General features: G+C 58.8%; 20 protein-coding genes and 4 pseudogenes. 5 read left to right on the top strand and 19 right to left on the bottom strand.

Translation table 11 applies throughout. From position 1 onward, the window contains the following. From NKH83_RS29800 to NKH83_RS29830, 7 genes are all read right to left on the bottom strand, one after another. A partial coding sequence (locus tag NKH83_RS29800; RefSeq protein WP_352808587.1) for an NAD(P)-dependent oxidoreductase occupies window positions 1–563 on the bottom strand: 563 nt, incomplete at its 3' end. Window positions 564–741: 178 nt separating this feature from the next. Further along, the gene (locus tag NKH83_RS29805; protein ID WP_352808589.1) at window positions 742–1,827 is read right to left on the bottom strand and encodes a Gfo/Idh/MocA family protein; all 1,086 of its coding nucleotides are present in this window, start codon (window positions 1,825–1,827) and stop codon (window positions 742–744) included. An 8-nt stretch (window positions 1,828–1,835) separates the two neighbouring features. Then, window positions 1,836–2,621 carry a ThuA domain-containing protein gene (locus NKH83_RS29810; protein WP_352808643.1) on the bottom strand — a complete coding sequence of 262 codons (786 nt, stop codon included), beginning with the start codon at window positions 2,619–2,621 and terminating at the stop codon, window positions 1,836–1,838. 108 nt (window positions 2,622–2,729) lie between these two features. Then, window positions 2,730–3,755: an ABC transporter ATP-binding protein gene (locus NKH83_RS29815; protein ID WP_352808592.1), complete on the bottom strand. Its 1,026-nt coding sequence runs from the start codon at window positions 3,753–3,755 to the stop codon at window positions 2,730–2,732. A 16-nt stretch (window positions 3,756–3,771) separates the two neighbouring features. Next, window positions 3,772–4,599: a carbohydrate ABC transporter permease gene (locus NKH83_RS29820; protein WP_352808594.1), complete on the bottom strand. Its 828-nt coding sequence runs from the start codon at window positions 4,597–4,599 to the stop codon at window positions 3,772–3,774. Continuing rightward, the gene (locus NKH83_RS29825) at window positions 4,599–5,585 is read right to left on the bottom strand and encodes a carbohydrate ABC transporter permease (protein WP_352808644.1); all 987 of its coding nucleotides are present in this window, start codon (window positions 5,583–5,585) and stop codon (window positions 4,599–4,601) included. Before NKH83_RS29825 ends, NKH83_RS29820 begins: the two co-directional genes overlap by 1 nt. Window positions 5,586–5,708: 123 nt before the next feature. Then, complete coding sequence (locus tag NKH83_RS29830) at window positions 5,709–6,962, bottom strand: ABC transporter substrate-binding protein (RefSeq protein ID WP_352808596.1); 1,254 nt, start codon at window positions 6,960–6,962, stop codon at window positions 5,709–5,711. A gap of 231 nt (window positions 6,963–7,193) precedes the next feature. On the opposite strand from NKH83_RS29830, the pseudogene NKH83_RS31760 reads away from it, so the two are divergent. Further along, window positions 7,194–7,370, top strand: a pseudogene (locus tag NKH83_RS31760) (transposase); the annotation flags it as partial. Between the two features lie 296 nt (window positions 7,371–7,666). Here the strand turns inward: NKH83_RS31760 and tnpC are convergent. Beyond that, window positions 7,667–9,332 (bottom strand): annotated as a pseudogene (gene tnpC, locus NKH83_RS29840) (IS66 family transposase). Here tnpC and NKH83_RS29845 point away from each other — a divergent pair. Both NKH83_RS29845 and NKH83_RS29850 read left to right on the top strand, forming a co-directional pair. Beyond that, window positions 9,306–10,123 (top strand): annotated as a pseudogene (locus NKH83_RS29845) (IS3 family transposase); the annotation flags it as partial. The pseudogenes tnpC and NKH83_RS29845 sit on opposite strands and share 27 nt — an antisense overlap. Window positions 10,124–10,235: 112 nt before the next feature. Beyond that, window positions 10,236–10,439: pseudogene (locus tag NKH83_RS29850) on the top strand (helix-turn-helix domain-containing protein); the annotation flags it as partial. Between the two features lie 177 nt (window positions 10,440–10,616). Here the strand turns inward: NKH83_RS29850 and NKH83_RS29855 are convergent. From NKH83_RS29855 to NKH83_RS29900, 10 genes are all read right to left on the bottom strand, one after another. Then, window positions 10,617–11,318, bottom strand: coding sequence for an autoinducer binding domain-containing protein (locus NKH83_RS29855; RefSeq protein WP_502895649.1), 702 nt, complete (start codon window positions 11,316–11,318; stop codon window positions 10,617–10,619). 838 nt (window positions 11,319–12,156) lie between these two features. Next, window positions 12,157–13,812 carry an MFS transporter gene (locus tag NKH83_RS29860; RefSeq protein ID WP_352808598.1) on the bottom strand — a complete coding sequence of 552 codons (1,656 nt, stop codon included), beginning with the start codon at window positions 13,810–13,812 and terminating at the stop codon, window positions 12,157–12,159. Window positions 13,813–14,016: 204 nt separating this feature from the next. Next, a complete protein-coding gene (locus NKH83_RS29865; protein WP_352808599.1) occupies window positions 14,017–14,568 on the bottom strand; it encodes a GNAT family N-acetyltransferase in 552 nt (183 codons plus the stop codon). A 147-nt stretch (window positions 14,569–14,715) separates the two neighbouring features. Next, window positions 14,716–15,738, bottom strand: a complete 1,023-nt coding sequence (locus tag NKH83_RS29870; protein ID WP_352808600.1) for a histone deacetylase family protein — start codon at window positions 15,736–15,738, stop codon at window positions 14,716–14,718. 20 nt (window positions 15,739–15,758) lie between these two features. Then, window positions 15,759–17,306, bottom strand: a complete 1,548-nt coding sequence (locus tag NKH83_RS29875) for a UxaA family hydrolase (protein WP_502895646.1) — start codon at window positions 17,304–17,306, stop codon at window positions 15,759–15,761. 158 nt (window positions 17,307–17,464) lie between these two features. Then, complete coding sequence (locus NKH83_RS29880) at window positions 17,465–18,373, bottom strand: dihydrodipicolinate synthase family protein (protein ID WP_352808602.1); 909 nt, start codon at window positions 18,371–18,373, stop codon at window positions 17,465–17,467. Window positions 18,374–18,534: 161 nt separating this feature from the next. Continuing rightward, the gene (locus NKH83_RS29885) at window positions 18,535–20,154 is read right to left on the bottom strand and encodes a GMC family oxidoreductase (RefSeq protein ID WP_352808604.1); all 1,620 of its coding nucleotides are present in this window, start codon (window positions 20,152–20,154) and stop codon (window positions 18,535–18,537) included. A gap of 134 nt (window positions 20,155–20,288) precedes the next feature. Beyond that, a complete protein-coding gene (locus NKH83_RS29890; protein WP_352808605.1) occupies window positions 20,289–21,143 on the bottom strand; it encodes a fumarylacetoacetate hydrolase family protein in 855 nt (284 codons plus the stop codon). 14 nt (window positions 21,144–21,157) lie between these two features. After that, the gene (locus tag NKH83_RS29895) at window positions 21,158–21,835 is read right to left on the bottom strand and encodes a hypothetical protein (RefSeq protein ID WP_352808607.1); all 678 of its coding nucleotides are present in this window, start codon (window positions 21,833–21,835) and stop codon (window positions 21,158–21,160) included. Then, a complete protein-coding gene (locus NKH83_RS29900) occupies window positions 21,822–22,622 on the bottom strand; it encodes a 2-keto-4-pentenoate hydratase (RefSeq protein ID WP_352808609.1) in 801 nt (266 codons plus the stop codon). Before NKH83_RS29900 ends, NKH83_RS29895 begins: the two co-directional genes overlap by 14 nt. Window positions 22,623–22,740: 118 nt before the next feature. Between NKH83_RS29900 and NKH83_RS29905 the strand changes: the two genes are divergently transcribed. Continuing rightward, window positions 22,741–24,270 (top strand): FAD-dependent oxidoreductase, encoded by a 1,530-nt coding sequence (locus NKH83_RS29905; protein WP_352808612.1) that lies wholly within the window; start codon window positions 22,741–22,743, stop codon window positions 24,268–24,270. 236 nt (window positions 24,271–24,506) lie between these two features. Next, window positions 24,507–25,286: an IclR family transcriptional regulator gene (locus NKH83_RS29910; protein ID WP_352808614.1), complete on the top strand. Its 780-nt coding sequence runs from the start codon at window positions 24,507–24,509 to the stop codon at window positions 25,284–25,286. Window positions 25,287–25,412: 126 nt separating this feature from the next. On the opposite strand, the gene NKH83_RS29915 is transcribed toward NKH83_RS29910, so the two are convergent. Then, window positions 25,413–26,243 (bottom strand): ABC transporter ATP-binding protein, encoded by an 831-nt coding sequence (locus NKH83_RS29915; RefSeq protein ID WP_352808616.1) that lies wholly within the window; start codon window positions 26,241–26,243, stop codon window positions 25,413–25,415. Between the last annotated feature and the right edge of the window lie 17 nt (window positions 26,244–26,260).

Genomic DNA, 26,260 nt, shown 5'->3' on the forward strand with positions numbered 1-26,260 from the left:
TGGCAGCCGAAACCGCTGATCAACTGATGATACCGCCTGTTGATGGCGCCATAGCCGGCCAGCCCGACCTTTTTGCCAGCGAGATCGCCATGGATATAGGCTAACGGGTCAATCTCAGATTCCTTCCAGCCGCCCGCTCTCATGAGCGCAATCGCCGTCGGAATGTCGCGCAACAGATTGAGAGTTTGAGCCACTGCAAATTCCGCAATGCTTGGCGACATCGAGCGCGAAGTCTCGATCAAGACGATTCCGCGCTCGGTGAGTGCGTCGACCGAAACGAAACTAGAGAAGCGATTGTCGTAGGTTACCCCGATTGCCCGTAGACGAGACGCGCGGTCGAGCAAAGCGTGATCCAAGGTGATGTCAGGCAGCGACCAGGGAGAAACGAGCAGAATATCCGCATCGATCAAAGCCGAAAGCAATTCGTCACGCCACGAGGGATTGCGAAGCGATATCGTGGTCGTGGTCCCTCTGGTCTCCAGTAGGGCGGCGCCACGTTTGATCCATTCCAAGCTCAACGGGTGATCGGAAAGAATGACGCTGTTCAAGTTGCTCGCGACCATTTCGATAGGCTCCTTCTTTGGTAGCATTCTTGGGTGTAGTCGAAACCGACATGCACCTCGTTAAAGATGATGTGGCTCAGGCTGAGCGGAAGCCCGCCCGAGCCGTGATGAGACCCACTCAGCTGGCTGAGGGGTGGGCAGGCGCCGAGCGTTCCCGGTACGGGCACTCGGCACCGTCTCAGGTCGCAGCGGGGTGCTCATGATGCTGGCTGCTGGCATCCCGCACATTTGCCTCGGTTCGCTGGCGCTCCGTTTGGATCGCGAGATCCACCACCCTCTGCAGGTTCGCCGCGTACCTAAAGCTAGGTTCGGTGTTCTTTCCGGTCTCCATAGCTTTGATGAAGCAGGAGTAGATGCTCATCGCCAACTCGTCGACGGCAATCTGCCGCCACATCCCGTTGGGGACGTTCTCTCCCAGACATGCCCGCAGGGTTGAGCCTTCCGATGTACTGAGTACTTCCGGCGCCCCTTTGTCCCCAAATAGCCTCAACTCTAACTCGTTCGTATAGCCAGTAGCCCAGCGGCTGGCCTGAATAACGCCAATGGCGCCATTCTCGAGCTCCACCGTTAATCCGAGACTATCGTTTGCGTAGAGCTCGTACTCGCCAACACGGTTGTCTCGAACCTTTTCGAAAGCTTTCAGTCGGGCAAACACTCGCTCGATGGCGCTGTCTGCCGCAAAGGCAGCACAATCCAATACGTGAATACCAAGGTCACCAAGAACGCCGTTAGAACCGTGTTTCGTTGAAAGCCGCCAGAGCAATTTCGCCTCATTTCTCCAATCACTGTGAACTAACCAGCTCTGCAGAAAGGATTCATCCACGTGCCGGACACGGCCGATCTGCCCCGAAAGCACAATCTCGCGTGCTCTCTGCAAGGGGGCATCATCACGAAAACTAAAATTCACCATTGCAATAAGACCAGCACTCTCTGACGCTGCGGCCATTTCTTGAGCCTGCTCGTAATTTTTGGCGAGTGGCTTCTCGCATAGTACGAGCTTTCGAGCAGCAATGAGAGCCATGGTTGTCGGATAATGAGAGCGGTCCGAAGTCACATTCGCTGCCGCGTCGAACTGGCCCCATCCAATCGCCTCTTCGGGAGAGGCGAAGGTGTGCTCGATGTTGTACTTGGCGGCGAAGGCCTTGGCGCGCACCGGGTCGGCGTCGACGGCACAGACTATTTCGACGCCATCGATCTTGCCGAATTCGATTGCATGGGCGTTCGCCCTGCCGCCGGTTACGAGAATAAGCAAACGCGTGAACATCTCTCCTCTCAGACAGAGCCAGCTGCAGGCAGAAAAAACCGTTTCGGATCGCGGTGGACTATCGGCTCTAAAGCGCTTTCCACGGGGACGTGAGGCAATTCCTGAATGGCCGCGTAGCTAGTTTGTGGGTTGTGTGCCCATTTAACCGCATTGCGCAGCACCTTCTGGACCGTCTCATCGTGATAGGTCGGATAAGTCTCGTGCCCGGGACGGAAATAGAAGATATTGCCAGCACCGCGACGGTAGGTGAGTCCTGAGCGGAAGACTTCGCCGCCTGCAAACCAGGAGATGAACACCGTCTCTAGCGGCTCCGGTACGGAAAAAGGTTCCCCGTACATTTCCTCATTCTCCAGCGTAAAGTGCTCGCCCACCCCTTCGGCTATCGGATGGCGCGGATTGACCGCCCATAGGCGTTCGCGCTCGCCGGCCTCGCGGTATTTGAGCGCGCAGGACGTTCCCATCAGCCGCTTAAAGAGCTTGGAGAAGTGGGCGGAATGGAGCAGGATCAGCCCCATGCCCTCCCAGACCTGTTTGACGACCCGCTCGACGATTTCATCATCGACCGCGCCGTGCGCCGTGTGTCCCCACCAGAGAAGCACGTCGGTCGAGGCAAGCCGTTTCTCCGTCAAGCCGTGCTCCGGCTCCTGCAATGTTGCCGTTGTCGCTTTTATAGCCGGATCCGCATTGAGGGCCACCGCGATACTGTTGTGCATCCCGTCCGGATAGATCTCCCGAACCAATGCATCTCTCTGTTCGTGCACATTTTCGCCCCACACGATGGCATTTACAGTCAATTTCATTCTCCAGTGGTTGAGGCACCATTTCGCGGTGCCAACAATTCGCGCGTTGCTGTGGACGCTGGCTCTGATTTGCTGTGCTGTCGTCCGGCCTACAGGGTAGCCCTAGGCCACGCCTCGCAATTCCACACTGTTGATCGCCCGGCCCTCCGCGTCGAAGTGATGGATATGGCCGGCGGTTGGCGAGATACGCACGACCTCGCCCGGATGGTGCCGCGACGTGCCGTTTTCCCGAACAATCAGCGGTTCCGAGGCACCGAGGTCGACGTAAATGTAACTGTCCGACCCAAGCATCTCGGAATGGACCACTGTACCTGACCACTCCCCCCGCCCGGCGATCTCCAGATGCTCGGCGCGGATGCCAATCGTATGAACGTTGTGAACTTGAGAGAAGCGGCCGGAGAGGAAGTTCATTTTTGGCGATCCGATGAAGCCAGCTACGAAAATTGACTTCGGCTTCTCGTAAAGCTCCAGTGGCGTACCAATTTGTTCAACGAGCCCGTCGCGTAGAACGCAAATTCGATCCGCGAGCGTCATCGCCTCCACTTGGTCGTGCGTTACATAGACCATAGTTGTGTTATGCATACTGCGGTGAAGCTTAGCGATCTCGATGCGCGTCGCGACGCGCAGTGCTGCGTCAAGATTTGAAAGCGGCTCGTCAAAGAGAAAAACCTTCGGGTCCCGTACGATGGCGCGCCCGATTGCCACGCGCTGACGCTGACCGCCAGAAAGCTGGCGCGGCAGCCGCTCGAGATAGGGGGTCAGCTGCAGCATCTCCGCAGCAGCCTCGACTCTTCTCCTACGCTCTCTCTTATCTGCGCCAGCAAGCTGCAAACCGAACGACATGTTCTCGAACACGGTCATATGCGGGTACAGCGCATATGACTGGAACACCATTGCGATCCCTCGTTTCGAAGGAACTAGATTGTTGACGACCTGATCGTCAAAGGCGAGGGTGCCGGAAGTGATTTCCTCCAGCCCGGCGATAAGTCTGAGGAGTGTAGATTTTCCGCAGCCTGACGGGCCGACGAAGACCATGAACTCGCCTGTGCGGATTTCCATGCTCACGCCCTTGATCACCTCAACAGCGCCAAAGGATTTCCGAACATCGTTCAGTTGCAGCTTTGCCATCATTTTCTCCTGATCTTCAGCCTTTAACGGCACCGGCCGTTAGGCCTGAAATGATCCGCCGCTGAAAGATGAGCACGAGAACTATGAGCGGTATCGTGACAATGACAGAGGCCGCCATGATGCTGCCCCAGGGAATTTCGTGCTGATAGGCGGCTGAGAGAAGCGCAATCGCAACAGGAACGGTGCGCTGGTCATCGGACGAAGTGAAGGTCAGCGCGAACACGAACTCATTCCAGGCACCGATGAAGGCCAAAAGTCCCGTGGTTACCAGCGCCGGCCCCATCAGCGGCATGAAAATGCGCGTGACGATTACCCAAGGCGAGGCGCCGTCTACAATCGCCGCCTCTTCAATTTCGATTGGCAGATCGCGCATGAAGGCGGTAAGCACCCAAACCGTGAACGGCAACGTGAAAATCATATATGAAAAAACCAGCGCAAAGGGTGTGTTGTAGATCCCGGCCCAGCGGATGAGTTCAAAGAGGCCAGCAAGCACGGCGATCTGCGGAAACATCGACACCGACAGGATTGTAAAGAGAAGCAGCGAGCGACCCCGGAAGTGCACGCGCCCCAATGCATAAGCGGCGGTCAGTGCGAGTAGGAGCGACAGACCGACTACTAACGAGGCGATCAGAACTGAGTTACCTAGGTTACGAGCGAAGCCGCTTGAAACGACGTCCGTGTAGTTGGCAAAGGACATCTCGGTCGGCCAATAGTCAATGCGAAATAGAGCGGCGCCGGATTTGAAGCCGGTGAGGATGGCGTAGTAGAGAGGAAAGATCGACACAACGACAATGAAGATGACGAGTGCATAGAACGCACTTCGCTTGGCGATGGTGACAAACATCAACGCTCCCCTCCCTCGAGATTGACCCGTCCCAGCCAGATGTAGAGGACTGTGACGCCGGCTATGATAAGAAAGAGGACGGTGGAAGCGGCGCAGCCGTAGCTGAATCTGTCGAACTCAAACAGGTACTGGCGCGTCAGTACTGACATGGTCACGGTCTGGGTGCTGGTAGGAGTCATAACGTATACGAGATCGAAGAGCCGCAGCCCGTCGAGTATCCCGAAGATGATGGTCACCATCAGCGGCGCACGTATCAGGGGTAGCGTCACCCGCCAGAACACCTTGAATGGGTGAACGCCGTCAATCTTGGCGGCCTCATAGATATCACTAGGCACCGTCTGCAGTGCGGCGAGGATGAGAAGCGCCACAAATGGTGTGCTCCTCCAGACCTGAACAACTAGGATCGCAGAGACCATTGTGTCGGGATTTGCCATCCAAGCGACCTTGTGACTTATCACCCCAAGGCGCAGCAGAATGTCGTTTATGATGCCAAACTGGTCATTGAACATCCACGCCCACATCTGTGCGGACACAACCCCTGGAAGCGCCCAAGGCACGAGTATGGCTGCGCGCACGAGGGCCCGCCCCGGAAACTGGGAATGGAGCACGAGCGCGACGACAAGACCCAGGACCGTCGCGCTGCTTACGGAGATCAGCGCGAATTTCAGTGTGTTCCAAACAGCGTTCCACCAAATGGGGTCGGCGAGCAGTCCGCGATAGATTGTGCGGCCGCTCTTTAGCGTGGTCCAGGTGAAATAGTTCTGGAAGCCTGCGAATTGAGCGTCCGCGATATTGTTAAGCGACCCATCGGTGAAGCTGAAGTAGATTGTGCGGACGAGCGGCCAGGCCGCGACCAGCACCAACAACAGCAGCGTCGGCGCCAAAAACACCCAGGCGGAGTGAACACGTTGCGCATTCAAATCCGAGTTAACGCGCGAGGAGTGCCCGAGCGCAGCCGGCGTATCTGCGGCAAGAAGATCGGCCATCAAATAAGACTTTCCATGCGGTTCGGCTCTGCAAAGGATGGCGGCATGATAGCCGCCACCCTTGGCGATGGCTGCAGACAAGATGATAGTACTCTTGTCCTCAGCCTTCCTCGGCCGGGAGGTTCACCAGCCGCTGCCCTTCAGTTCGGTCAGTTGCGCCTCGACGCGTTCCAGATTCTCGGCAGCGGTCCCTTTGCCGGAGAGCGTATCGTTGACGGCCGTAAAGAAGGCCGTGTTGGCCTCGTTCCATCTAGACTTAAGAACCGCCGCAGGGCGTATAGCCCCGCTGTCAATCACCCCCTTCATCGTGGGCATAAAAGGCTGGGCAGCAACTACGTCCGGATCGTCAAAGAGCGATGGGATCGCAGGCATGTCTCCAAGCTGAAGCGCGGCATCCTTCTGCACTTCAGCCGAAGCCAAGAACGTCACCAGCTCGATAGCCTCTTTTTGGTGTTCGGAATACTTCGACACTACGTTACCCTTCACGCCGAGCGTTGGCGCCGACACTTCGCCGGGATCCGCCGGCAATGGCATGACATCGAACTTGCCCCTTACGGCACTATCGTCGGCATTACTGAGTTGATAGGCATAAGTCCATTGGCGCATAAACACGGCATTGCCCGACTGCCACACCCCGCGCGACTCTTCTTCTCCATAAGAGACGACACCTGGAGGGGAGATCGTGCCGACCCAACCCTTGGCCCGCTCAAGGGCGGCAACTGCCTTTTCGTTGTTGATGGAGATGGTCCCGTCCTGCTCGACGATGTTGCCGCCTCCTGAGGACTTGATCCACTCAAGCGCATTGCAGGTCAGTGTGTCATTGCCCCTTCCCTGAAAAACGAAGCCCCACATATCAGAGTTGCCGGCTGCGCGTTCCTTATCCTGAATTTCCTTGGCAGTTGCCGTGAGTTCGTCCCAGGTCTTGGGCGGAGCCTTACCATACTTCTCCAACAGATCCTTGCGGTAAAAGAGCAGCGGCCCATCTGAACCTTGCGGCAGCGCAACTAGCCTGCCGTCAACCGTCAGTGACTGGATAATTGAAGGGAAGGTGTCGCCGATGACATCTTCGGCCGCGACTTTTAGGTCAACCAGGTGGTCGGCAAACGCCGGCAGCCAGATGTCATCCATCCGGAGAACATCGACGCTCTTGTCCCCGGCCGAAAACCAGAGCCTAAACTGGCTGAGCTTTCCAGAGGGTTCCGCTGGCAGATGTATAAATGTAACCTTATTGCCGGTTGCCTTCTCGAACTTGGCAATCTCTGCGGCAAAAAAGTCGAAGCCATAACCGGTTGCAAACGTCAATTCGGCGGCGCTGGCGACGTGGGCTACGAAGGCTATCGCGGCACTGAGACATAGGGTCCTCACGAAAGATTTCATTGTTAGCTCCTCCCAAGCTCCGCGGGTGCGCAGATACGTTCTGCATTGAATCCGATTTCGAACGGAGACTTTTTCGCCCACCAATCCGACTAATCGCATATACTGGTACCAACGCTCCAGTTAGAACAGTGTTCCACCTTTCGGGCCTGATTGTCAATCCGCAAATCGACAGCTAAATGGACTGACTGTGACCGGATCAATATCCTCTCGGGCGCGTGTTCTGATGTTGGCCTGCGCGCCGCGGTGCCGAAGCGCTCGAGCTTTGCCGTCGCCCAATTCGACACGCTGCGTTTGCGCCTCATCAGGATCGCCGCGCGGAGGGTCGAGATGAAGACGCAAATCCGCCTGCGCCTGCCGACATCCTGCCCCGACCAGCGCATCCTGCGCATCGTCCTCGATCGCATCCCCGGGGCTCGCGACATAGCCACAGGGCGCCGACGCCCTGAAAACAAACCCGCTGACCGCAACCCTCAAACCCGCCTTCTATCACGACTGATCACCGCCGTTCACGAGGCTTGTCAAAAAAGCACCGCAGCGGCGGCCGGATCGCCGATGCAGGCCGCCGAAAGCCGATCGCCGTGCATCAAGGCAGGCTAAGAAGGTAACGCAAGGAACCGGGATAGAAGGGTACGCATACGACGAAGGCCGCATGATTGGCACGCACGCGTGGGCGCGGCGGGCTCTATGATGGCGATGCGTGAAGGTCAGGCGGCCTGCTGATCGGCGGCCTTGTCGGCTTCGCGCAGGCGCTTCCATTCCCAGGGCAGTAGTTCATGCAGACGCGAGGCGGGAAGATCGGCAATGCGGGCCAGGACGTCGGCGAGCCAAGCTTTCGGGTCGACGTCGTTGAGGCGTGCCGTGGTGATGAGGGTAAGCATAACGGCGGCGCGGTCGGCGCCGCGCTGGGAACCGGCGAAGGTCCAGTTGCGCCTTCCCAGAGCAATGCCGCGCAGCGCTCTTTCGGCCGCGTTGTTGCTGAGACAGATTCTGCCGTCGTCGATGAAGCGGGCGAAGTCGGCCCAGCGCCTGAGCATGTAGTTGATTGGCTTCAGGACCTCGGAAGAGCGCGAGAGGGTATCGCGCTCGCGGAGCAACCAGGCGTGCATGTCGTCGAGAAGTGGTCTGCTCTGCTCCTGGCGCACGGCATCCCGCTCGTCAGCGCTGCGGCCGTTGATGGCGCGCTCGATCTTGAACAGCGCGTCGAGGCGCCTGACCGCTTCCAGCGCGATCGGGGAGATCGGTTTGCCCTTCTTGCCATCCCGGGCCTTTTTCGCGATGTCGGCCAATTCGAAGAATCCTCGCCGCGCATGGGCGTAGCAAAAGGCCGGCGTGATCCGCTGCGGATCGAACAGCGGCTAAAGCCACTGTAACAGTCGCACTGAAGGATGCCGGCGAATCCGGCCAGATGTTTCTGAGGATGCTCCCCGCGTCTGTCGCTCGAGGCGTAATAGATCGCCGCCGGCGGCGCAGGCCCGGCGAAGGGCCGGTCGTCGCGCGTATAGGTCCAGATGCGCCCGGTCGCGCACTTGCCCTTCGCCAGGATGCGAATGGTGGTGTCGTCGCCATGAAGGCGCTCGGCCGCGAGCACATGGCGCTCGATCAGCTGGAAGAGCGGCATGACGGCGAAGGTTCCGTGGCCGACCTGATCGGCCAGCGTCGACAGCGGCAGGTCGATCCCCTCGGCCTTGAAGCGCGCGCTCTGTCGGTTGAGTGGAGCATGCATGCCGAACTTGTCGAACAGGATTGTCGCCAGCAGTTGGGGACCGATGAAGCCGCGCGGCGTGGCATGGAACGGCGCCGGCGGCTGGTGATCTTCTCGCAATCGCGGCAAGTGAACTTTTCGCGCACCGTCTCGATCAGCTTGAACCGGCGCGGGATCTCTTCCAGCTTCTCGGTCACGTCCTCACCCAGCTTGGACAGCCGCGATCCGCCGCAGCAGGCGCAGATGCTGGGTGGCTCGATGACGACGCGCTCGCGTTCGATATTCTCTGGCCAGGGCTTACGCACCGGCCGCTTGCGCGTGAAGGAACGCACGCTCTGGGTCTTCGCCGCCGCGGCGGCCGCGGCAAGCTCATCCTCGGTCGCCGAGGTGACGAGGTCTTCGAGTTCCAATTCCAACTGCTCGATCAGCCGCGCCGTGCGCTCGGAGCGCTGCCCGTACAGTTCGCGTTTCAGCTTCTCGATGCGCCGCTCGAGATACGCAATCCGGGCCTCGGTGTCGGACAGCATGGCCTGCGCGTTGGCGGCTTCAGCCCGCCAGTTGGCAGCATCCGCGACCGCCACATCGCGTTCAGCCTGCAACGCCTCACGCTCAGCCAGCAGCGCCACGTAGGCGGTGCTGCTCGCCACAAGGCGAGCCGTGGCGACGATGGTGACCTTCGGGAGCGGATGAAGGCGATCGCGCATGAGCGCCGGCGCTTCGGCTATCGCCGCCTGCACGTGCTGCTGCGGCGGGAAGGTTATGTGGTCAATCACAAGCGTCTGTTCCGGCTCTATCGCGAGGAGAAACTTGCCGTTCGGCGCCGTGGCGGCCGCAAGCGGGCCACTGGAACGCGGGCATCGATGATGGTCCCCGTTGCGCCCAACGACCGTTGGTCACTGGACTTCGTGTCGGATCAGCTGACCGTGGCCGTCGCTTTCGGATATTGACCGTCGTCGACGACTGCACGCGCGAGTGCCTGGGGTGGTCGCGGATACGTCTCTGTCCGGCGTGAGGGTTGCCCGCGAACTCGATCGGCTCATGATCGAACGAGGCAAGCCGAAGATGGTGGTCAGTGACAATGGCAGTGAACTGACCAGCAATGCCATCCTTGCCTGGGCCGATGCAAGCCGCGTGGACTGGCATTATATCGCGCCGGGCAAGCCAATGCAGAACGGCTTCATCGAGAGCTTCAACGGTCGCCTCCGTGACGAACTGCTGAACGAGATGCTGTTCACCTCATTGGCGCAGGCTCGCGCGGTCTTGGCCAGTTGGCGGACAGATTACAACATCATTCGCCCACATTCGCGGCTCGGCTGGCAGACCCCTTCGAGTTCGCCCATACCTTCACCCCGCGACGGGACACAGCGCTGCGCACCATGATCAGCTCCGCGCCTGTGCCCGTCGCTCAACCGCTCAATAGGGCAACATTGATCGCCGGAGCGAACTCAGGATTGGATAAAACTTGGGGGCAACGCAACTCTTTCTGAATTGTCCGCAGTGCGCGCTCACAAGGTGAAGCCGTGTGGAGCGCCCCTCTGCCTCATAGTGTGTAAATAACGATTCTGGTGCGCATGGATGTGCGCAAACTGGTCGGCCGGAATTTCGCCCGCCTGCGTCGGGAGAAGGGCCTGACCCAGGAGGAGGTCGAAGCGCGCTCCGGATTCAGTCAACAGTACCTTAGTAGCCTTGAGCGGGGTCGTCGGAACCCGACGGTGATAACGCTCTATGAACTGGCCCAGGCGCTCGGCGTCAGTCATGTCGAGCTCGTCAAGCCGACGACGCCGCTTGAGCATCTGCCCGCGAGGATCATGATTCTCTTCGAGGTCGGCACCGAGCCGCTGGATAGAGCCCCATGGGGGAAGGTCGACCAAATCAGTTGGCAAAACTGCTGTTGCCATGACCGCATAAGAGTTCGCTGTTCTTGCGCTCTTGTGTCGACCCATCATGGTTCCCTAGATCAGCTCGAGCTTCGTTGCCAGCGCTGTTGCCTGCGCGAGACTTCCCGCGTCGAGCGTCTTGCGAGCATTATTCAGGTGGAAGTTGACCGTCGCGAAGGACATGCCCTCGATCGCCGCGATTGCTCTCATCGATTTGCCTTCGGCCGACCATTTGAGGCAAAGGGCCTGCCTGGCGGTGAGCTCGGCCTGAACGCTCGTCGTCGGCTGGACTTCCTGTTGTTCCAGCCTTGCCTGGAGGAGCGCGACGGCTGTCACAGCCGCGAGCTGATCGGTGTCGTGCTCCAGCGACAACGATGGCTTGTGCGATGCGACGGTCAGCATGGACATGTGACCAAACGCTGTCCTGATCGGGATCGTGATGCCCGACCGGATGCCGAAGTCGCCTGCGTCAGCGTAGAAGGCGCGAACTCGGGACGATACCTTTCTCGGGTTGTCAGACGCCCAGGTGAACGCCTCCATTCTTGCCCGCGCGGTCCTGACGACTGGATCGATATCCTTGTAGTCGCGTTCCAAATAGCGCTGTTGCCACTCGTTCGCGTAGTTCGATACCGCGTAGCTCCGCACTGGCTGGACGTTAAGGTAGGCATAGCAGTCGAAGCCGAGCTCACGGACCGCATCGGTGAGCGCTTCCTTCAACATCGCCTCTGTCCTCGCCAGTGGCGAGATGTCAGACAACTTCTGGAACCAGGTTCTCAACACTCGAACCTCCCTGTTCGGCGTTCGCCGTTGTTGCTGCTGTTGACTTTCTGCTGAAAACTAACCCGGGAAATGCGGATCACTCCCTTCTTGGATTACGGGCGCGCTGACATCTCGATCGAGGGTGCTGGAGTGCAAAACTGCGCCCTGCCGGTAGGGGAGGTACACCGGCAGGGCACGCCACGCACGACGCCGTCGTCGTCGAAGAGTTTTCCGCATTGGCCCTCGTGCGGGCAAGAACAGCAATGATGTTCTTGATGGAACTGTATTCAACAGAACAGCCAGTTGTCAACTCGCTTCTCGAGAACTGCCGATAGCGCACTCTATATCGACGACCAGACTATGATTTGATCGGAATAGGTCATCAGCTGCGTGCAACCGGCGGCCTTCGCCTCGTGGCCTCGGCTGCGTTGCGTAGGCGCCGGTGGGTTCCAGCCGCTAAAACCGAGCAAGCCGCGTCGGCCGTCCAAGGTAGGCAAGGCGTCCGAACGCTGCCTGTTCAGGTCATGGCCACTGCCGACGCGTTCCCATCGGGCAACCTAGGCCGGGCGCTTTTCCAGATCTGCAGGCGTATCAACTCCGTAGCTCCGCACTGGCTGGATCTTGCGGTAGGCATAACAGTCGAAGCCGAGCTCACGCCCCATCCAGCGCTTCGAAATGGACCCTCCCGGTGGAGAGGGACACCGGCAGGCTGTCGCGGCGTTAGGTCGCGGTCGCTCTTGGCATTCCCAGAAACACGCGGAGTTACCGTTCCCGCCGCCGGGAGAGCTGTGACGTGGGTTGCGCCGAATCTAACGGTTCTTAGCTTTTCATTGAGCGCATGTATGGCCCGGCATGATCAGTGGCGAGGAACATAGGAATTTGACCGGTCGGCCTTGCCGGTCGGGCTTGTCGGGCGCTCGATCCAAAGCGTCATCTGAGGTGGAACTTCTCCCGCGTGCAGGCGAAAGATCCGTTCGTCCAGTTCCTTATCTTCCGTCGTCAGACGATGGTTGAGGCGAAGGTAGTCGGTCCAGGTCGGTGTTTGGAATGCTTCCGTCCATTGGTTAGGCTTCTGAAGGTTGCGCTGGAGCGTCCAGCGCCGGGCACCGACGCGGCTGTGTACATGGCGGCGCTCGCGCATGAGGTCCAGGAACACCTCGACATTTTGCTCGGCGATCAGGTACTCCACCTTGACCACGATGGGACCACTTCTCGGCTTTAGTTTGAGGGCGACTGCTGGCGCGTCGAATTCATCCAAAGGATCTGGCTCGGAGTCGTGACGCTCACGAAGTGGAAACACGACCCCGGCTGCAGCGACCAAAAGCAGAGCTCCAGCGGAACCCTCCAGCGCCAAGTTCAGGGAGTAATTCTGCGCCACCGTGCCCCACACCCAACTGCCGGCCGCGATGCCGCCATCTATCAATGCATAATAGATCGAAATCGTGCGCCCCACGACCCAGCGCGGGCTCGCCAGTTGCACGCTCACGCCAACCCCGGACCAGGCGGTGACCCAACCCGCGCCGCCCAAAGCGAGCGCAATTGCGGCCACCGCAATCGAAGAGGTCAGGGCAAGGGAAAGAGAGCATGTAGCGCAGGCGACGCAGGCAAGCGTCATCAGTCGTTCTTGAGACAAGCTCCGTCTGAACAGGCTATTGGAGATGCCGGCGATGACAGCGCCTGTCCCGAAGCCGGCCATGAGGGCGCCATAGGCGATGGGGCCTCCTCCCAGCTGATCGCGGACAACCAGCGGCAGCAGCGCGAGTATGGCGATGCTCGCGAGCCCAAAGAGGGTTCCGCGCGCAATCGCCGCCTTGATTTCGGATGACATCGCGGTGAAGCGCAGCCCGTCATAGATCGCCGTCGCCATTGGCTCACGCGGGAGAGGTGAGGAGCGAACCTTCCATTTGCAGCGCCAGATGGTGACCAAAGGGACCAGATAGCCGAGTGTGGTCACGGCGAGAGCCGTCACAAGCCCGAACGAGGCAACCACAATGCCGCCGAGGGCCGGGCCAACGGTCCGGACAGTGTTGAAGCCGACGGAGAGCAGGGTAACGGCAGCGGGAACGTCACGTCGGTCCACGATATCGCCAACCGAGGCTTGCCAGGCGGGATCGTTGAGAGCACCGCCGCCCGCAATCAAGAAGCTGAAGCCGAGGATCATCCAAGGATCGGCAAAGCCCAGCGCCACAGACGCGGTCAGCATGGCAGATGCGACCACCATAATGCACCGGCCGGCGAACATGACCCTGCGACGGCTGAAATTGTCGGCGAGAGCCCCGGCGAAGACGGACAGGATGAAAGCGGGCAGGTTCGATGAAGCCTGGACCAGTGCGACCATTAGATCGGAAGTGGAAATCGTCGCCATCAGCCAGCTGATTGCGACGGTCTGCATCAGCCAGCCAAGGCTGGAGACCTGAGTGGCGAGCCAGATCGACCGAAAGGTCAGGTTCCTGAGTGGCGCAAACGTCCTAGGCGAAAATGGGTCCGGACCCGCGCCCGCCACCTTGCCCATTTAAACTGACCTTTGCTCGTGTGTCATTCGCCACATTTTCGTTGCTAGCAAAACAGCCGCCACTCAACGCAACCAGCTGCGAGCCCGAAATGCCTGAGCGCAGGGACGATCAGTAAATTGACAGCCCGGCAGGAGACTAAGCTACCTGCCGGGCCGGTGCGCCTTGGGAGGGCGTATACAAAGACGCGACACCAAGATGCGCGGCTAACGTTTTTGGCGCCAATCTTGATACGTGAGCCTGTAAAGGACTTGGCGTCGCAAGGGATCATCGGCTGCCTTGAGCGGGTGGTCGAAGTCGTCGTTTGGATCATGCGACATGCCGACGCGTTCCATAACGCGTTGTGAGGCGACATTGTCCACTGCGGCGTTCGCGATGATTTCGTTCAGCTTTAAATTCCGGAATCCGAAGTCAAGGACGGTGGCGGCGGCCTCGGTTGCATATCCATGCCCCCAGTGATCTGGATGTAACCTCCAAGACACTTCAACCGCCGGCGTGAAATGTGCTTGATAGGCGACGTCAACAATACCGCAGAAGCCGACAAATCCTGCAGCACCCAAGCGCTCGATCGCCCAAAGGCCATAGCCATGCCTTTTGAAACGCTCGCGCTCGGCAGTTATCCAGGCGTCGATCGCGGCCCGATTGTCGAATTTTGCGAGGTACTTTCCAACTCTAGGATCGTCAACCAACTGAGCTGCTGGTTCGGCGTCTTCGTCCTTCCATTCCCGTAGCAGCAGGCGTTTTGTCCGCAGCTCCATCAGTTGGCCCTCCTCCCGCTGGAGATATCTAAGCCCGCCCCAATTGAGCAGCCGCAGTCGCTCGGGCGCGCGACCATGCACAATGCGCCTCGTCCGCCGGTTACGAGTGCCCATTTGCTTGAAAACGCAAGGGCGCACTGTTTGGAGTTAGTCATCTATTGCTCCTAGAAATGCCACAAGATTGTCACCGAGTTCCGGGCAGGGATATCCGCCCTCCTGCAGCATGGCGATAGGTCCATTGAAGTCGCTTATGGCCCTAGCAGCCTTCCGGAAGCCATCGGAGGAGACGTCAAGCACACTGAGCGGATCGCCGCGATAGGCATCGAGGCCAAGCGCAACGAGGAGGACATCTGGTCCGAAATCTCCTATCTTTTGCATGCCCAGTGCGATTGCTTTGACGAAGACGGAGTCATCGCTGCCATGATTTAGCGGAAGATTGAAATTGAACCCTTCTCCGGCACCGGAGCCAATTTCATCTGCATAGCCGCTAAAGAATACCGGAAATCCATCAGGATCGGCATGGACCGATACCGTCAGCACGTCAGGCCGCTCATAGAAGATCTGCTGAGTGCCGTTCCCATGGTGGATATCGATATCCAGAATTGCGACGCGCTCGGCTCCTTTCATCCGTAGAGATTCAGCAAGGGTCGCAACGTTATTGAGGTAGCAAAACCCCCAGGCCATCTCGGTGCAGGCGTGATGGCCTGGCGGGCGGCAAAGTCCATATGCATGGCGCTCGCCGCGCGCCATCAAATCACCGACGTTAAGGGCGACGTCTACACTGGATCGCGCCGCCGCCCACGTTCCGCGCCCGACGGGACACGCTGTGTCGGCTTGGTGGAATCCGGAGCGTGCAACGATATGGCTGGCGTAATGTGACGCAAAACGGTTGGGGTGCGTGTTGGGCACAATTTCCGGGCCGGCGTGGGGCAACGCAAGCCATTCATTTATGCCATTCTCCAGAAAGTCGAGATACCGCGCCGTGTGAACGCGCGTCAGAATCGAGGCGTCGGCCGGGTTCGCCTCGAGCGCCTCGTGCCCGGCATCGATCGCCGACGAGAGCAGCATGTCGGCACGCTCGGGGCGCTCGGGGCTTTGAACCAGTCTTCCGCGATGAATGAATGTTTGCGGATCGTGGCTACGATGGCCTTCTGAGTAAACGACTTTCATGCCAATAGCTTTCTTGAGGGCTAGACGGTGGCGCCAAGAACCCACGGGGCGAATTCGGCCGCACCAAAGTCAAACTCTTCGCTTTTGGTTCGTTCCCCTGAAGCCACGCGCAAAATCAGATCGAAGATTCGCTTGCCGCATTGTTCGACACTCTCGCCCCCGCTGAGGATCTCGCCGCAATTGATATCCATGTCGTCCTGCATGCGCTGGTACATCGCCGTATTGGATGCCAGTTTGATGGAAGGTGCCGGCTTGCATCCAAAAACACTGCCTCTTCCCGTCGTGAAACAGATGAGGTTCGCGCCGCCGGCAACCTGACCAGTCGCCGACACTGGGTCGTATCCGGGGGTGTCCATGAACACCAATCCAGGGCCCTTGACTGCCTCCCCGTATTTGACGACATCAACCAGGTTTGTTGTGCCGCCCTTGGCCATGGCTCCCAGCGACTTCTCGACAATGGTGCTTATCCCACCAGCCATGTTCCCCGGGGAACGATTGTCGTTCATAACGGCACCTTCCCGCTTGAAGTATGCATCCCACCAATCCATCAGAGCGATCAGCTTCTCGCCGACTTCGCGCGATACGGCCCGCCGCGTCAGCAGATGCTCAGCCCCATAGGTTTCAGGCGTCTCGGACAGGATCACCGTTCCGCGATTACGGACCAGAATGTCGCTGGCTTCTCCCAAGGCGGGGTTTGCCGTCACCCCCGAAAGACCGTCCGACCCGCCGCACTGCAGCCCCACGATCAATTCGCTCGCAGGAATGGGCTCTCGGGTGACCTGATTGGATTCCCCGAGAACCTCCCGCACGAATGCGACTGCGGCTTCGACTGTCTTTCGCGCGCCGCCCATGGCCTGGATGTCCATGCTTCGTACGCGCCCAGCCAGTCGCTGCTCTTCCAGCAAACCCCCTATCTGGTTGACCTCGCAGCCCAGTCCGAGAACCATTACGTGGCTGAAATTGACATGGCGGGCGTAACCTCCGAGCGTACGGCGCAAGACGTTCAACGGTTCGCCGCCAGTCATGCCGCATCCAGTCTTGTGGGTTAGCGCGACAACCCCTTCCACATTCGGAAATTGAGCCAGTGGATCGTCCCCCGTAAAGGGGTTTTTCTTGAACACATCTGCCACAACATTGGCGACGTGGCTGCTACAGTTCACGCTGCTCAGAATTCCGACGTAATTCCGAGTTGCCGCGCGCCCGTCAGGACGGCGGATGCCCAAAAAAGTAGCTGGCGTTTCAACGTAGTCGGTGTCGCGCGCTGCCGCGCCAAAAGCGTAGTCCTTGTCGAATTCGCCCAAAGCCATGTTCTGCAGGTGGACATGCAGCCCAGGCTCAATGTCTTTGGTGGCAAACCCGATGATCTGACCGTATCGCAACACGGGCTCACCCGATCTGATCGTCCTGATGGAGATTTTGTGTCCCGCAGGGACAGCGCTCTTGGCAACAAGCGCCCCATCCACCGTCTGCTCCGGCGCGATTGCACGTCGCGCGATCGCGACATTGTCGCTAGCGTTCAGGACGAGCACCGAACTGGGCAGAGTCGTTGTCATCGTGTCGCCTTGCATTGTTGCTCCCGCCTGTTCGTGAGCTGGAACTCGAACCGGTCTGCGGCACGGTTGATACCGGCGCGACGCCAGGATCGGTCAAAAACCTCGGCACTATGCCCCGGTCGAGACGAGCGTTTGCGCTCTCCATCCAGCCAAGTCACGGTATTGTGCCTCCGTTAAGCTGCCCGGGAATACCGCTCGCTTAATGTGGCGATCGTCTGGTTGATGATCGCCACCACCCGCTCACGCTCATCTCCGACCAAGGGCAACCGCGGCGCGCGTGTCCATTCCGGTGCTCCGCAGACAAGGTGCTCGGCCAGCTTGATGTACTGCACAAGTTTTACACTGGTATCCAAGTGGAAGGCAGGGGTCATGATGCGGTACAGTTCGCGGGCCTCCGCAAACTTCTCGGCGCGGCCCAGGTCGAAGATGCGGACGCACTCCTCAGGCCAGGCATTCGTCATGCCGGAAACCCACCCCGTGACGCCCAAGGCCAGGCTCTCGAGGATCAGATCGTCCACGCCGCAAAAGACTGAGAAACGGTCACCAAACGCGTTATGGAGGTCCGTAACACGGCGAATATCGCCAGACTCTTCCTTAATACAAACGATCTGATCGACGTCCTCAAGTGACCTCAGGATTTCAGGGGTCACATCGACCCCGTAAGCAATCGGGTTATTGTAAATCATGATCGGGAGATCGCATCCGGCTGCGAGGTTGCGGTACCACGCGGAGGTTTCACGGGCGTCTGATTTATACGCGATACTCGGGAAGGCCATCAGTCCTTCTGCACCGAAGCTTTGAAACTTTCGTGCCGTCTCAACGGCCGAGTCGGAGGAAATCTCCGCAAGGCCGGAGAGGAGTGGAACACGGCCGCTGACAACTTCCTTGGCAGCGCGGATGACCTTCTCCTTTTCGTCGAGCGTCAGCGACGCATTCTCTCCCAACATGGGAAGAACAATAACGCCGGATACGCCACTTCTGATCAGCCGCTCAATGCTGCTTTGCGTCGAGGCGAGATCGAGATCGCCTTTTTCATTCAGCTTCGTGGTCACTGCCGGGAAAACGCCTGCCCAATTCGCCATCACTGCCAACCTTTGTTATTGCGCCCCAGGACGAGGCTTTTCCTAAAACGTCAATGATATTCTGTGTGGAACACCGTTCTAATAGCAGTTTTGCGCGTTGTCAACCGGTCTGCGGCGTAGCTGAGGCCTGATACACTTAGCGACCCCGACGTCCACAAACTTCAGAGCGCGGTGATGCGACCGCGTATAAGATCCGCCGCCCTTTCAGCGACTGCGATCGCGCTTGCGTTCATCCCGCCCGATAAAGGTCGCGGGAAGACTGAATTGTCGACGACCCTCAGGCCGGATACGCCGCGTACGCGAAGCGAAATGTCCGTTACGCTGCTCTCATCTGATCCCATTCGGCAGGTTCCGGTATAGTGGGCGGCGGTGGTTCCGACCCGCCGCGCGAAGTCCAGAAGCTGTTCATCTGTGACCACGTCGGGCCCTGGCACGGTCTCTCCAATGCTCCATCGCTTGAGAGCCTCCATCTCAAAGACCCGCCGAGCCGTGCGTAATCCGACCAACAGCCTTGGCCAGTCGGTTGGCGCACTGAGATAGTTCGGACTAATTGCCGGCGGCTCATGCGGATTTGCGTTGCGAGCGAGTACCGTCCCCGCGCTGTCGGGACAGGTTACGAACACGCCGATCGTCATACCTCCGTCACGCTCCAAAATTCCTGGAGTGGAGGCTGAGAAACTCACCGGCGCGAACATGAGTTGTAGGTCATCGAACTTAGCTTCTGGGGAACTTCGGCAAAACAGGGAGGCCATGCTCGCGCCCAGCGTGAGCAGCCCGCTGTTTTTGGCGAGATAGTTGATTGTTTCTCTCGCAATGGTCAGGGCATTATTCATTTCATTGATGGTAAGGACTCCGCGCGTGCGGTGAGACATCCTAACAAGGTATTGATCCCGAAAATTCTCGCCAACCTCCGGTAAGGCCTGAACAACAGGAACACCAATCCGCTTGAGATGCTCAGGGTTTCCGATCCCGCTCAGCTGGAGCAATTGCGGTGAGCGCAGAGTGCCACAGGAAACGATCAGCTCGCGCCGTATCTTAACTCGCCAGAAGCGCCCATTCCGAACGAACTCCAGGCCTTCCACTTTCTTTCCGGCGAAGAGAATCCGAGTGCAGGCCGCGTTGGTCTCGATCCGTAGATTGCGCCCCCTCTTCAGAGCAGGGCGGAGATAGGCTGACGCGGTGCTCGCCCTGAAACGGCCGTTGCGATTCTGTTGGAAGAGACTGGCTCCCCTTCTGTCTGGGGCGTTCATGTCGCCAACCTCGTCATAGCCGGCCTGGATTGCGGCTTTGACAAAATCCCGTGCGAGTGGATGAATCGTGCGGAACGAAGCGACGTTCACGGGGCCGAAGCTGCCGCGATACTGGGACGCATCGCCTTCAAAGCTCTCCGCCTTTTTGAAATACGGAAGTAACCCTGCATAATCCCAACCGCGGCATCCAAGATCATTCGCCCACCAATCATATTCAGCCGCTTGCCCTCTCGTGAACAGAATGCCGTTGATAGAGCTGCTGCCCCCCAACCCTCTACCGGCGGGAGCGGCGATACTTCTGCCGAATATGTCGGGGCTCGCCTCAGTCTTGTACATCCAGTTGAAGCGGCGATCTTTCAGCAGATAGAAATACCCTGCAGGAATGTGTATGAACGGATTCCAGTCGCGAGGCCCCGCCTCCAACAACAATACCGAGTTATCATCCTCGGATAGGCGACTCGCGACGACGCTGCCTGCCGACCCGGCGCCAGCGACGCAATAATCGGTCTCAAAATCCCATGCCGTGGCCATCACAGTCCTATGATCATCTGCTAGCGCCGCATCCGGTGAGGTAGGCGTTCGCCATGTGCAAACCGCTTCGCAACGGGCTCCGTTGTCCTTGGCAGAACTACCAGGAAAGTCTGGTGCCTATCCCGGCAGCGGAGTTAGGCACCTGTTAGACGCTGCACCACGGTTTGCCTTTGCCGCCCCAAGCCGTCGACGCCGAGTTCGACGACATCACCAGGCTTAAGGAACTCGGGCGGCTTCATCCCCAGCCCGACACCATGGGGAGTACCCGTTGTGATGATGTCGCCGGGCTCGAGCACCATGAACCTCGAAATGTAGGCGATCAGATACTTGAAGGGAAAAATCATCTTGCCAGTGGTGCCTGACTGCCTTCTGACCCCGTTCACCGAAAGCCATAGAGAGAGGTTTTGAGGGTCGGGCACTTCATCCCCCGTCACCAGCCATGGGCCAAGCGGGCCAAAAGTGGGGGAGGACTTGCCTTTAATCCATTGCCCCCCCCGGTGAATTTGGAAATCCCGCTCGGACACGTCGTGGCAGACCAAATAGCCAGCGACCACGGAGAGTGCATTTTCTTCCGGAATCTCGAAAGCGCGCTCGCCGACTACCACGGCGACTTCCGCCTCCCAGTCCAGCATGCGCGAACCACTCGGCATCACTATATCGTCGTTGGGTCCGACGATGCATGAAGGGGCTTTGGAGAATATCACAGGCTCTTCTGGGATGGGCGTGTCTGTCTCGAGTGCGTGATCTGTGTAATTCAGCCCGACGGCGATGAAATGTCCAACGTCGGCGACCGGCGGGCCGAAACGAATACTGCCGTCGACCGCCGGCAACGACGATGGATTTAGAGAGCGCAACTCATTCAGGCCTTCACGAGAGAGCGCGCGTCCCGCAATATCCGGAATAACTCCGCTGAGGTCGCGGACCGTTCCGGTTTCATCAAGGAGTCCAGGACGCTCGGAACCAGGCAAACCAAACCGCAAGAGTTTCATGCCGCGTCCCTTCCTTAACCGGCCGCGGCGTCGGTTTTGAGACGCGTGTACTCGAGCAGGTAACGACCGACCTGGGGCTTCGCGACAGCAGGATGCTGGAGGAGAGCGTGGACAGGTGCTTTCAGGGCATCCACGGTGCACGCCTCCAGGAGAATGAACCAGCTGGGCGGCGCGTCGTAGTCGTTTCGCCCCTCGCTCTCTGCGGTGCGGACTTGGGTGGCCGCCTCGTCCGCCTTGCCGAGATGCGCTCCGGTGAGAAGCGGATACTGCATAAGGTCCGACATGAGCGCCGATAGGTCGCCGGCCACTTCGCGGTCATTCCTATTCGAGGACTGAAAGCGCACCGTGGCGATCACGCCGCCCGGTCCAGGCCCCGTTGATCTGACCACACGCGCCAGTCCGCGTGAGGTGTTGAGAAAATGAGAGGTGGCTCGCCGCGTCCAAGGCGTGGGGCTGTTCAGCCGTTGGGCATACTCGGGGCCCGTAATCACCTCGAACCCCTCGACTTCGTAAAGCGTGAAGAATTCAGGATGTGTTTCGCTGTCGGCTGCACGATAGCGCCGCCCGCGCAGAAAGCCTGGAATGGCCGTCCTCTCAGGCATGTGTTCGTGAATATGCCATTGATAGAAATCTAGACGCCCCTCCTCTGCAATTCCATTCCAGATGGCGACCATGCCATTACCGCAGAGCATTGGCTTCTCCGTTACTTTCTAGGCTATTGAAAATTACTGACACTGGCGGAAAGCCATCAAACTCCGCTTTGATTTCGTCTCCTGAAGTTGCGGTATGAAAACCTGTGAAACTTCCTGTGGTGACGATCTCACCTGCCCCCAACATGATCCCGCGTTTCAGCAGGTCGTTTGCGAGCATCACTAGGAGCCCGATCAGGTCACAGTCGGAATGGCCGCCCCTCGTCTCGGAGCGGACGGTTCCGTTAATGGACAGCCGAGCTGCAAGGACGTCAAACGCCACACTCCGCCAATGTGGGTTGCATGAGCCGACGACGAGCGCGCCATTCGAGAGCAAGTCCGCGATCATCGCGTTGCGTGGAATGGGGGAAGCGACGGCCCAGCGGCTGTCTACCACTTCTACGGCTGCACAGGCGGCGTCGAGCGCATCGAGAATGTCCTCCCGCTCGAATCCGTGCTTCCGTGGCGTTGGCCGTCTTGCAAAACGGAAGGCGATTTCGCACTCGACACCGCCAAGTCCATACATCACCGGCGACAGTGAAGCCGGACTTTGTAGGAGGCGATGACGAAGGATTGGCGCGGACACCAAGTCCCCGTCGGGCAAAGCCGCTGCCTTCCAACCGGCGACGGGAGACAGCGCACTCACCACTTCACCTTGGATACGCAAAGCCTGCGCGCGGCTCAGCGCCTCGAGCTCTTTCACCTGAGCTGGAGCGCGCTGGCCGCCGCGGTGGGCTGCGATGAGTTTCCTCGCCAACATATGGTACAAATCGCTTGCAAATTCTGACATGACATACTAGCTGGAATAACGTTCTAATAGGATTACCCGCTTTCCTATGCCGGGTCAACCGGGGGCTCACGGGATATTTCCGTGGAGCTGTGAGGGATGTCGCCAAGTGAGGATGAGAATGTTTAAAGGTGATCGTGTGCTCGGGGGTATGCCAGGACAAAACAAAGCCGCTCGTACTCAGCAGGATCCGGAGGTGATTGTCGTGGGCGGCGGGGGATCTGGATTGTTCGCTGCGATAGAAGCAGCCGAGATGGGACGGCGCGTGCTCGTCTTGGAAAAGAATCCAGTTCCGGGAGGCACCACGAATTGGGCAATAGGTTCGCTCTCATCCAGCATGTCTCCCATGCAGGTAGCAATTGGCGTGCACGACACGCCGGAGGCTCACTATGAGGACATGGCAAAGTTCCACGGCAACCTGCTGGCACGTGACAATCCCGATCTGCGCAAGGTATTCGTGGAAAATGTTCCGGCCACTCTAAAGAAGCTGCTTGACATGGGTGTGGTCTTTTTCGGTCCGATGCCCGAACCCCCGCATCGCGTTCCTCGAATGCATAATATCTTGCCGAATTCTCGGGCTTATGCTCACGCCCTCTATCGACGCGCTCGCCAGCTTGGCGTTGACGTTCGCTTCAGTCATCGTGCCTGTCGTCTAATCCGCGAGCGTGAAAGGGTAGTCGGCGTCGAAGTCGAGGCGGACGGTTCGCAAAAGCGTTTCTTTGCGCTCCGTGGCGTTGTCCTCGCCGGCGGCGATTTCAGCGCTAACCGCGAGATGAAGAGGGAATATGCCGGGGACGTCATCGCCCAAGCGGATGCGCTGGTGAAGACCAGCACCGGCGATGCGATCCAGCTGGGGCTAGACGTAGGCGGAGAGATTGTGAACGGCGACCTGATGAGCGGGCCACAACTCCGGTTCGTGCCCCCCAGGACCAACTTGATGACAATGCTGCCGCCCAGTCGCTTTCTGGCTTTGACGATGCGGTGGGCGATGGCGACATTGCCGCAGCCCGTCATTCGCCCATTCATCATGATGTTTCTGACAACGGTTTTGGAACCGCAGCGCAAATTATACGAAAGCGGCGCGATACTGATAAATCGGGATGGCGCTCGATTCACCGATGAATGCGATAAACCCCAACTCGCAGTTCCGCAGCAAAAAGGCAAAGAAGCCTACATCATCCTGGATGACCGCCTAGCAAAAGCATTCAGCGCCTGGCCGAATTACATATCAACGGCACCCGGGGTCGCTTACGCGTACCTGCCGGACTACAGGAGAAATCGCAAGGACATTTATCATAGCGCGCGCTCCTTAAGTGGGCTCGCAAGCAAGATAGGCGTTTCTCCGCCCACGCTTGAAGTGACCATAGCTGACTACAATCGCAATCCCCGCCCGGGCTGTGCTGGATTACTTGAACCACCTTTCATTGCCCTTGGACCGGTTCGAAGCTGGCTTCTGACTGAGGGGGGCCTCCGAATTTCGGCTTCAATGGAAGTGCTCTCGAAAAGCGGGCAGGTGATCCCCGGTCTTTATGCGGCGGGAGCGACGGGCCAGGGCGGAATCATCCTGGAGGGCCATGGCCACCATCTCGGTTGGGCATTTACCTCCGGGAGATTGGCTGGTCGCGCTGCCGCTCTTCAGGAGAAGTCTTAGACTGTATATAGATTGTGCAGCCGGCCGCGATATCCGCATACCGCCCACGCGGCCAGAGTTGGTCCACCAGAAGGTGGCTATTACCGATTGACGTTGCTCGGCTCATGCTACAGTATTCTAATTAGAACAGTGCATTCGCGAAAAGCTTTTATCGAGCAATGGCGGCGTGGAAGTTGCCTTGACCGTCCGGCCGGAAATGCTAGAATGCCATTCTTAATGGAACAGAGAGATCACGCGTGAGAGTCGTTAACTCCCTCGTCGAACGGTGTTTCGCGGTCATCGAACTGCTGGCCACCGAAGCTTGCGCGATGCGTCTTGGGGAAATCGCAGACAAGCTCGATCTGCAGAAGAGCGCCGCCCACCGGATGCTCAACGTTTTATGCGAAATTGGCTGGGTAGAACAAGAGCAGGTGACCGGCTTTTACAAGCTTTCACTTCGACTCGCGATATTGGGGCAGCGTTTCCTGAGCGCGACGCATCTGACGGATGTTTGCCAGCCTGTTTTAGAAGAACTGGCGGCGGAGAGCGCAGAACTTGTCCGGATGGCTGTCGTGCAAGGCGAGACCCTGACGTGGATAGCGCAGGTCCAAGGCGCAAGGAACGGTCTAAAGTATCAACCGGAAATGGTCGCAAGCGTCCGTCTTGCCACAACGGCTAACGGAAGAGCCTACTTGTCGACGCTAAGTCCTAAAGATGCGCTACGCATAGCTATAAAGAGTGGCGACGACGGGCAGGATGGAGCGATTGCCTCTATAGAAGATTTTATGGATGAACTGAAATTGGCCCGGAAACGCGGTTGGGCAATTTCCGATGAGGCAGCCGAGCCGGGTGTAGTGGCAATTGCCGCCCCGATCACTTTGGCAAGTGGCCAAACGGTGGGTACCGTCAGCGTCGCCGGCCCCAGCTCCCGCCTCACTCCGGAACAGCACGACAAGACCGCGTCCTCGGTTCTCGCTACCGCGGCAAAGCTGGCAGAGTTGTGGCCTTTGAGACAATCGCGCGTCCAGGAAAACTGACTGCGTTTGTGTTCTGATTCGCCGGTGTAAATATAAATATCCTATCCCAGTTCCGCTCCGACGCGGGGCGCCATTGCCCAGCAAACGCGTCTGGCCGGCTCAGAACTCGCGCGCCCGGCCCTAAGGCTACTTGAATCGGTAGACGCCGAGCTTCTCGAAGGTCGAATAGATCCGATTTGCGTAGTCGGCGAATTGTGGATACTCACCGAGATGCGCCGGTCGCGGCCGCGGCAGATCGATGACAATTTCCTCCACGATCTGGCCCGGGGATTGTGACATGACCAGCACCCGATCCGAGAGCCCTATAGCCTCATCAATGGAATGCGTGATGAACATCACGGTCATCCGTTGCTCAAGCCATAAAAGCTCCAGGTCGTGCCGGATTTGCGTGCGGCTGATAGCATCGAGCGCGCCAAATGGCTCGTCCATGAGGAGCATTGATGGCTGATGAACAAGTGCCCGCGCGATCGACACTCGCTGCCGCATGCCGCCCGAGAGCTGGGCCGGATATCGGTCCTCCGCGCCTTTCAGGCCCAACTTCGCGAAAAGAGCCTCTGCGTCCTCGCGAAGTGCCTGCCTGTTGAGCCCGCGGATCTGTTGCTGGAGCATGACATTAGCCATTGCCGTCCGAAACTCAAGCAAGAGGTGGTTCTGGAACACGATGCCGATATCCGTGATGGGTCCCGCAAGCGGCCGGTCATCAATCGCGATCATTCCGGTCGATCGCGGAAGCAGTCCTGCGACCATCAGCATCGTGGTGCTTTTTCCGCAGCCTGACGGGCCGATCACACTCACGAATTCCCCACGTTCGATGTGAAGATCGAGAGGTCCCACCGCGCGAACCTCTCCACCCGGCACCGGAAAGACCTTTGAGAGTCCGGTCACGGTGATTGAGGCTCCACTCCCCGCAGGTACATGCGTCGATTGATTGGCGGATTTCAGTTTGATACCGTGCATGAAGGCTTCCCCTGTGT

The organism is Mesorhizobium sp. M0909 (assembly GCF_040319515.1).
Lineage (GTDB): Bacteria > Pseudomonadota > Alphaproteobacteria > Rhizobiales > Rhizobiaceae > Mesorhizobium.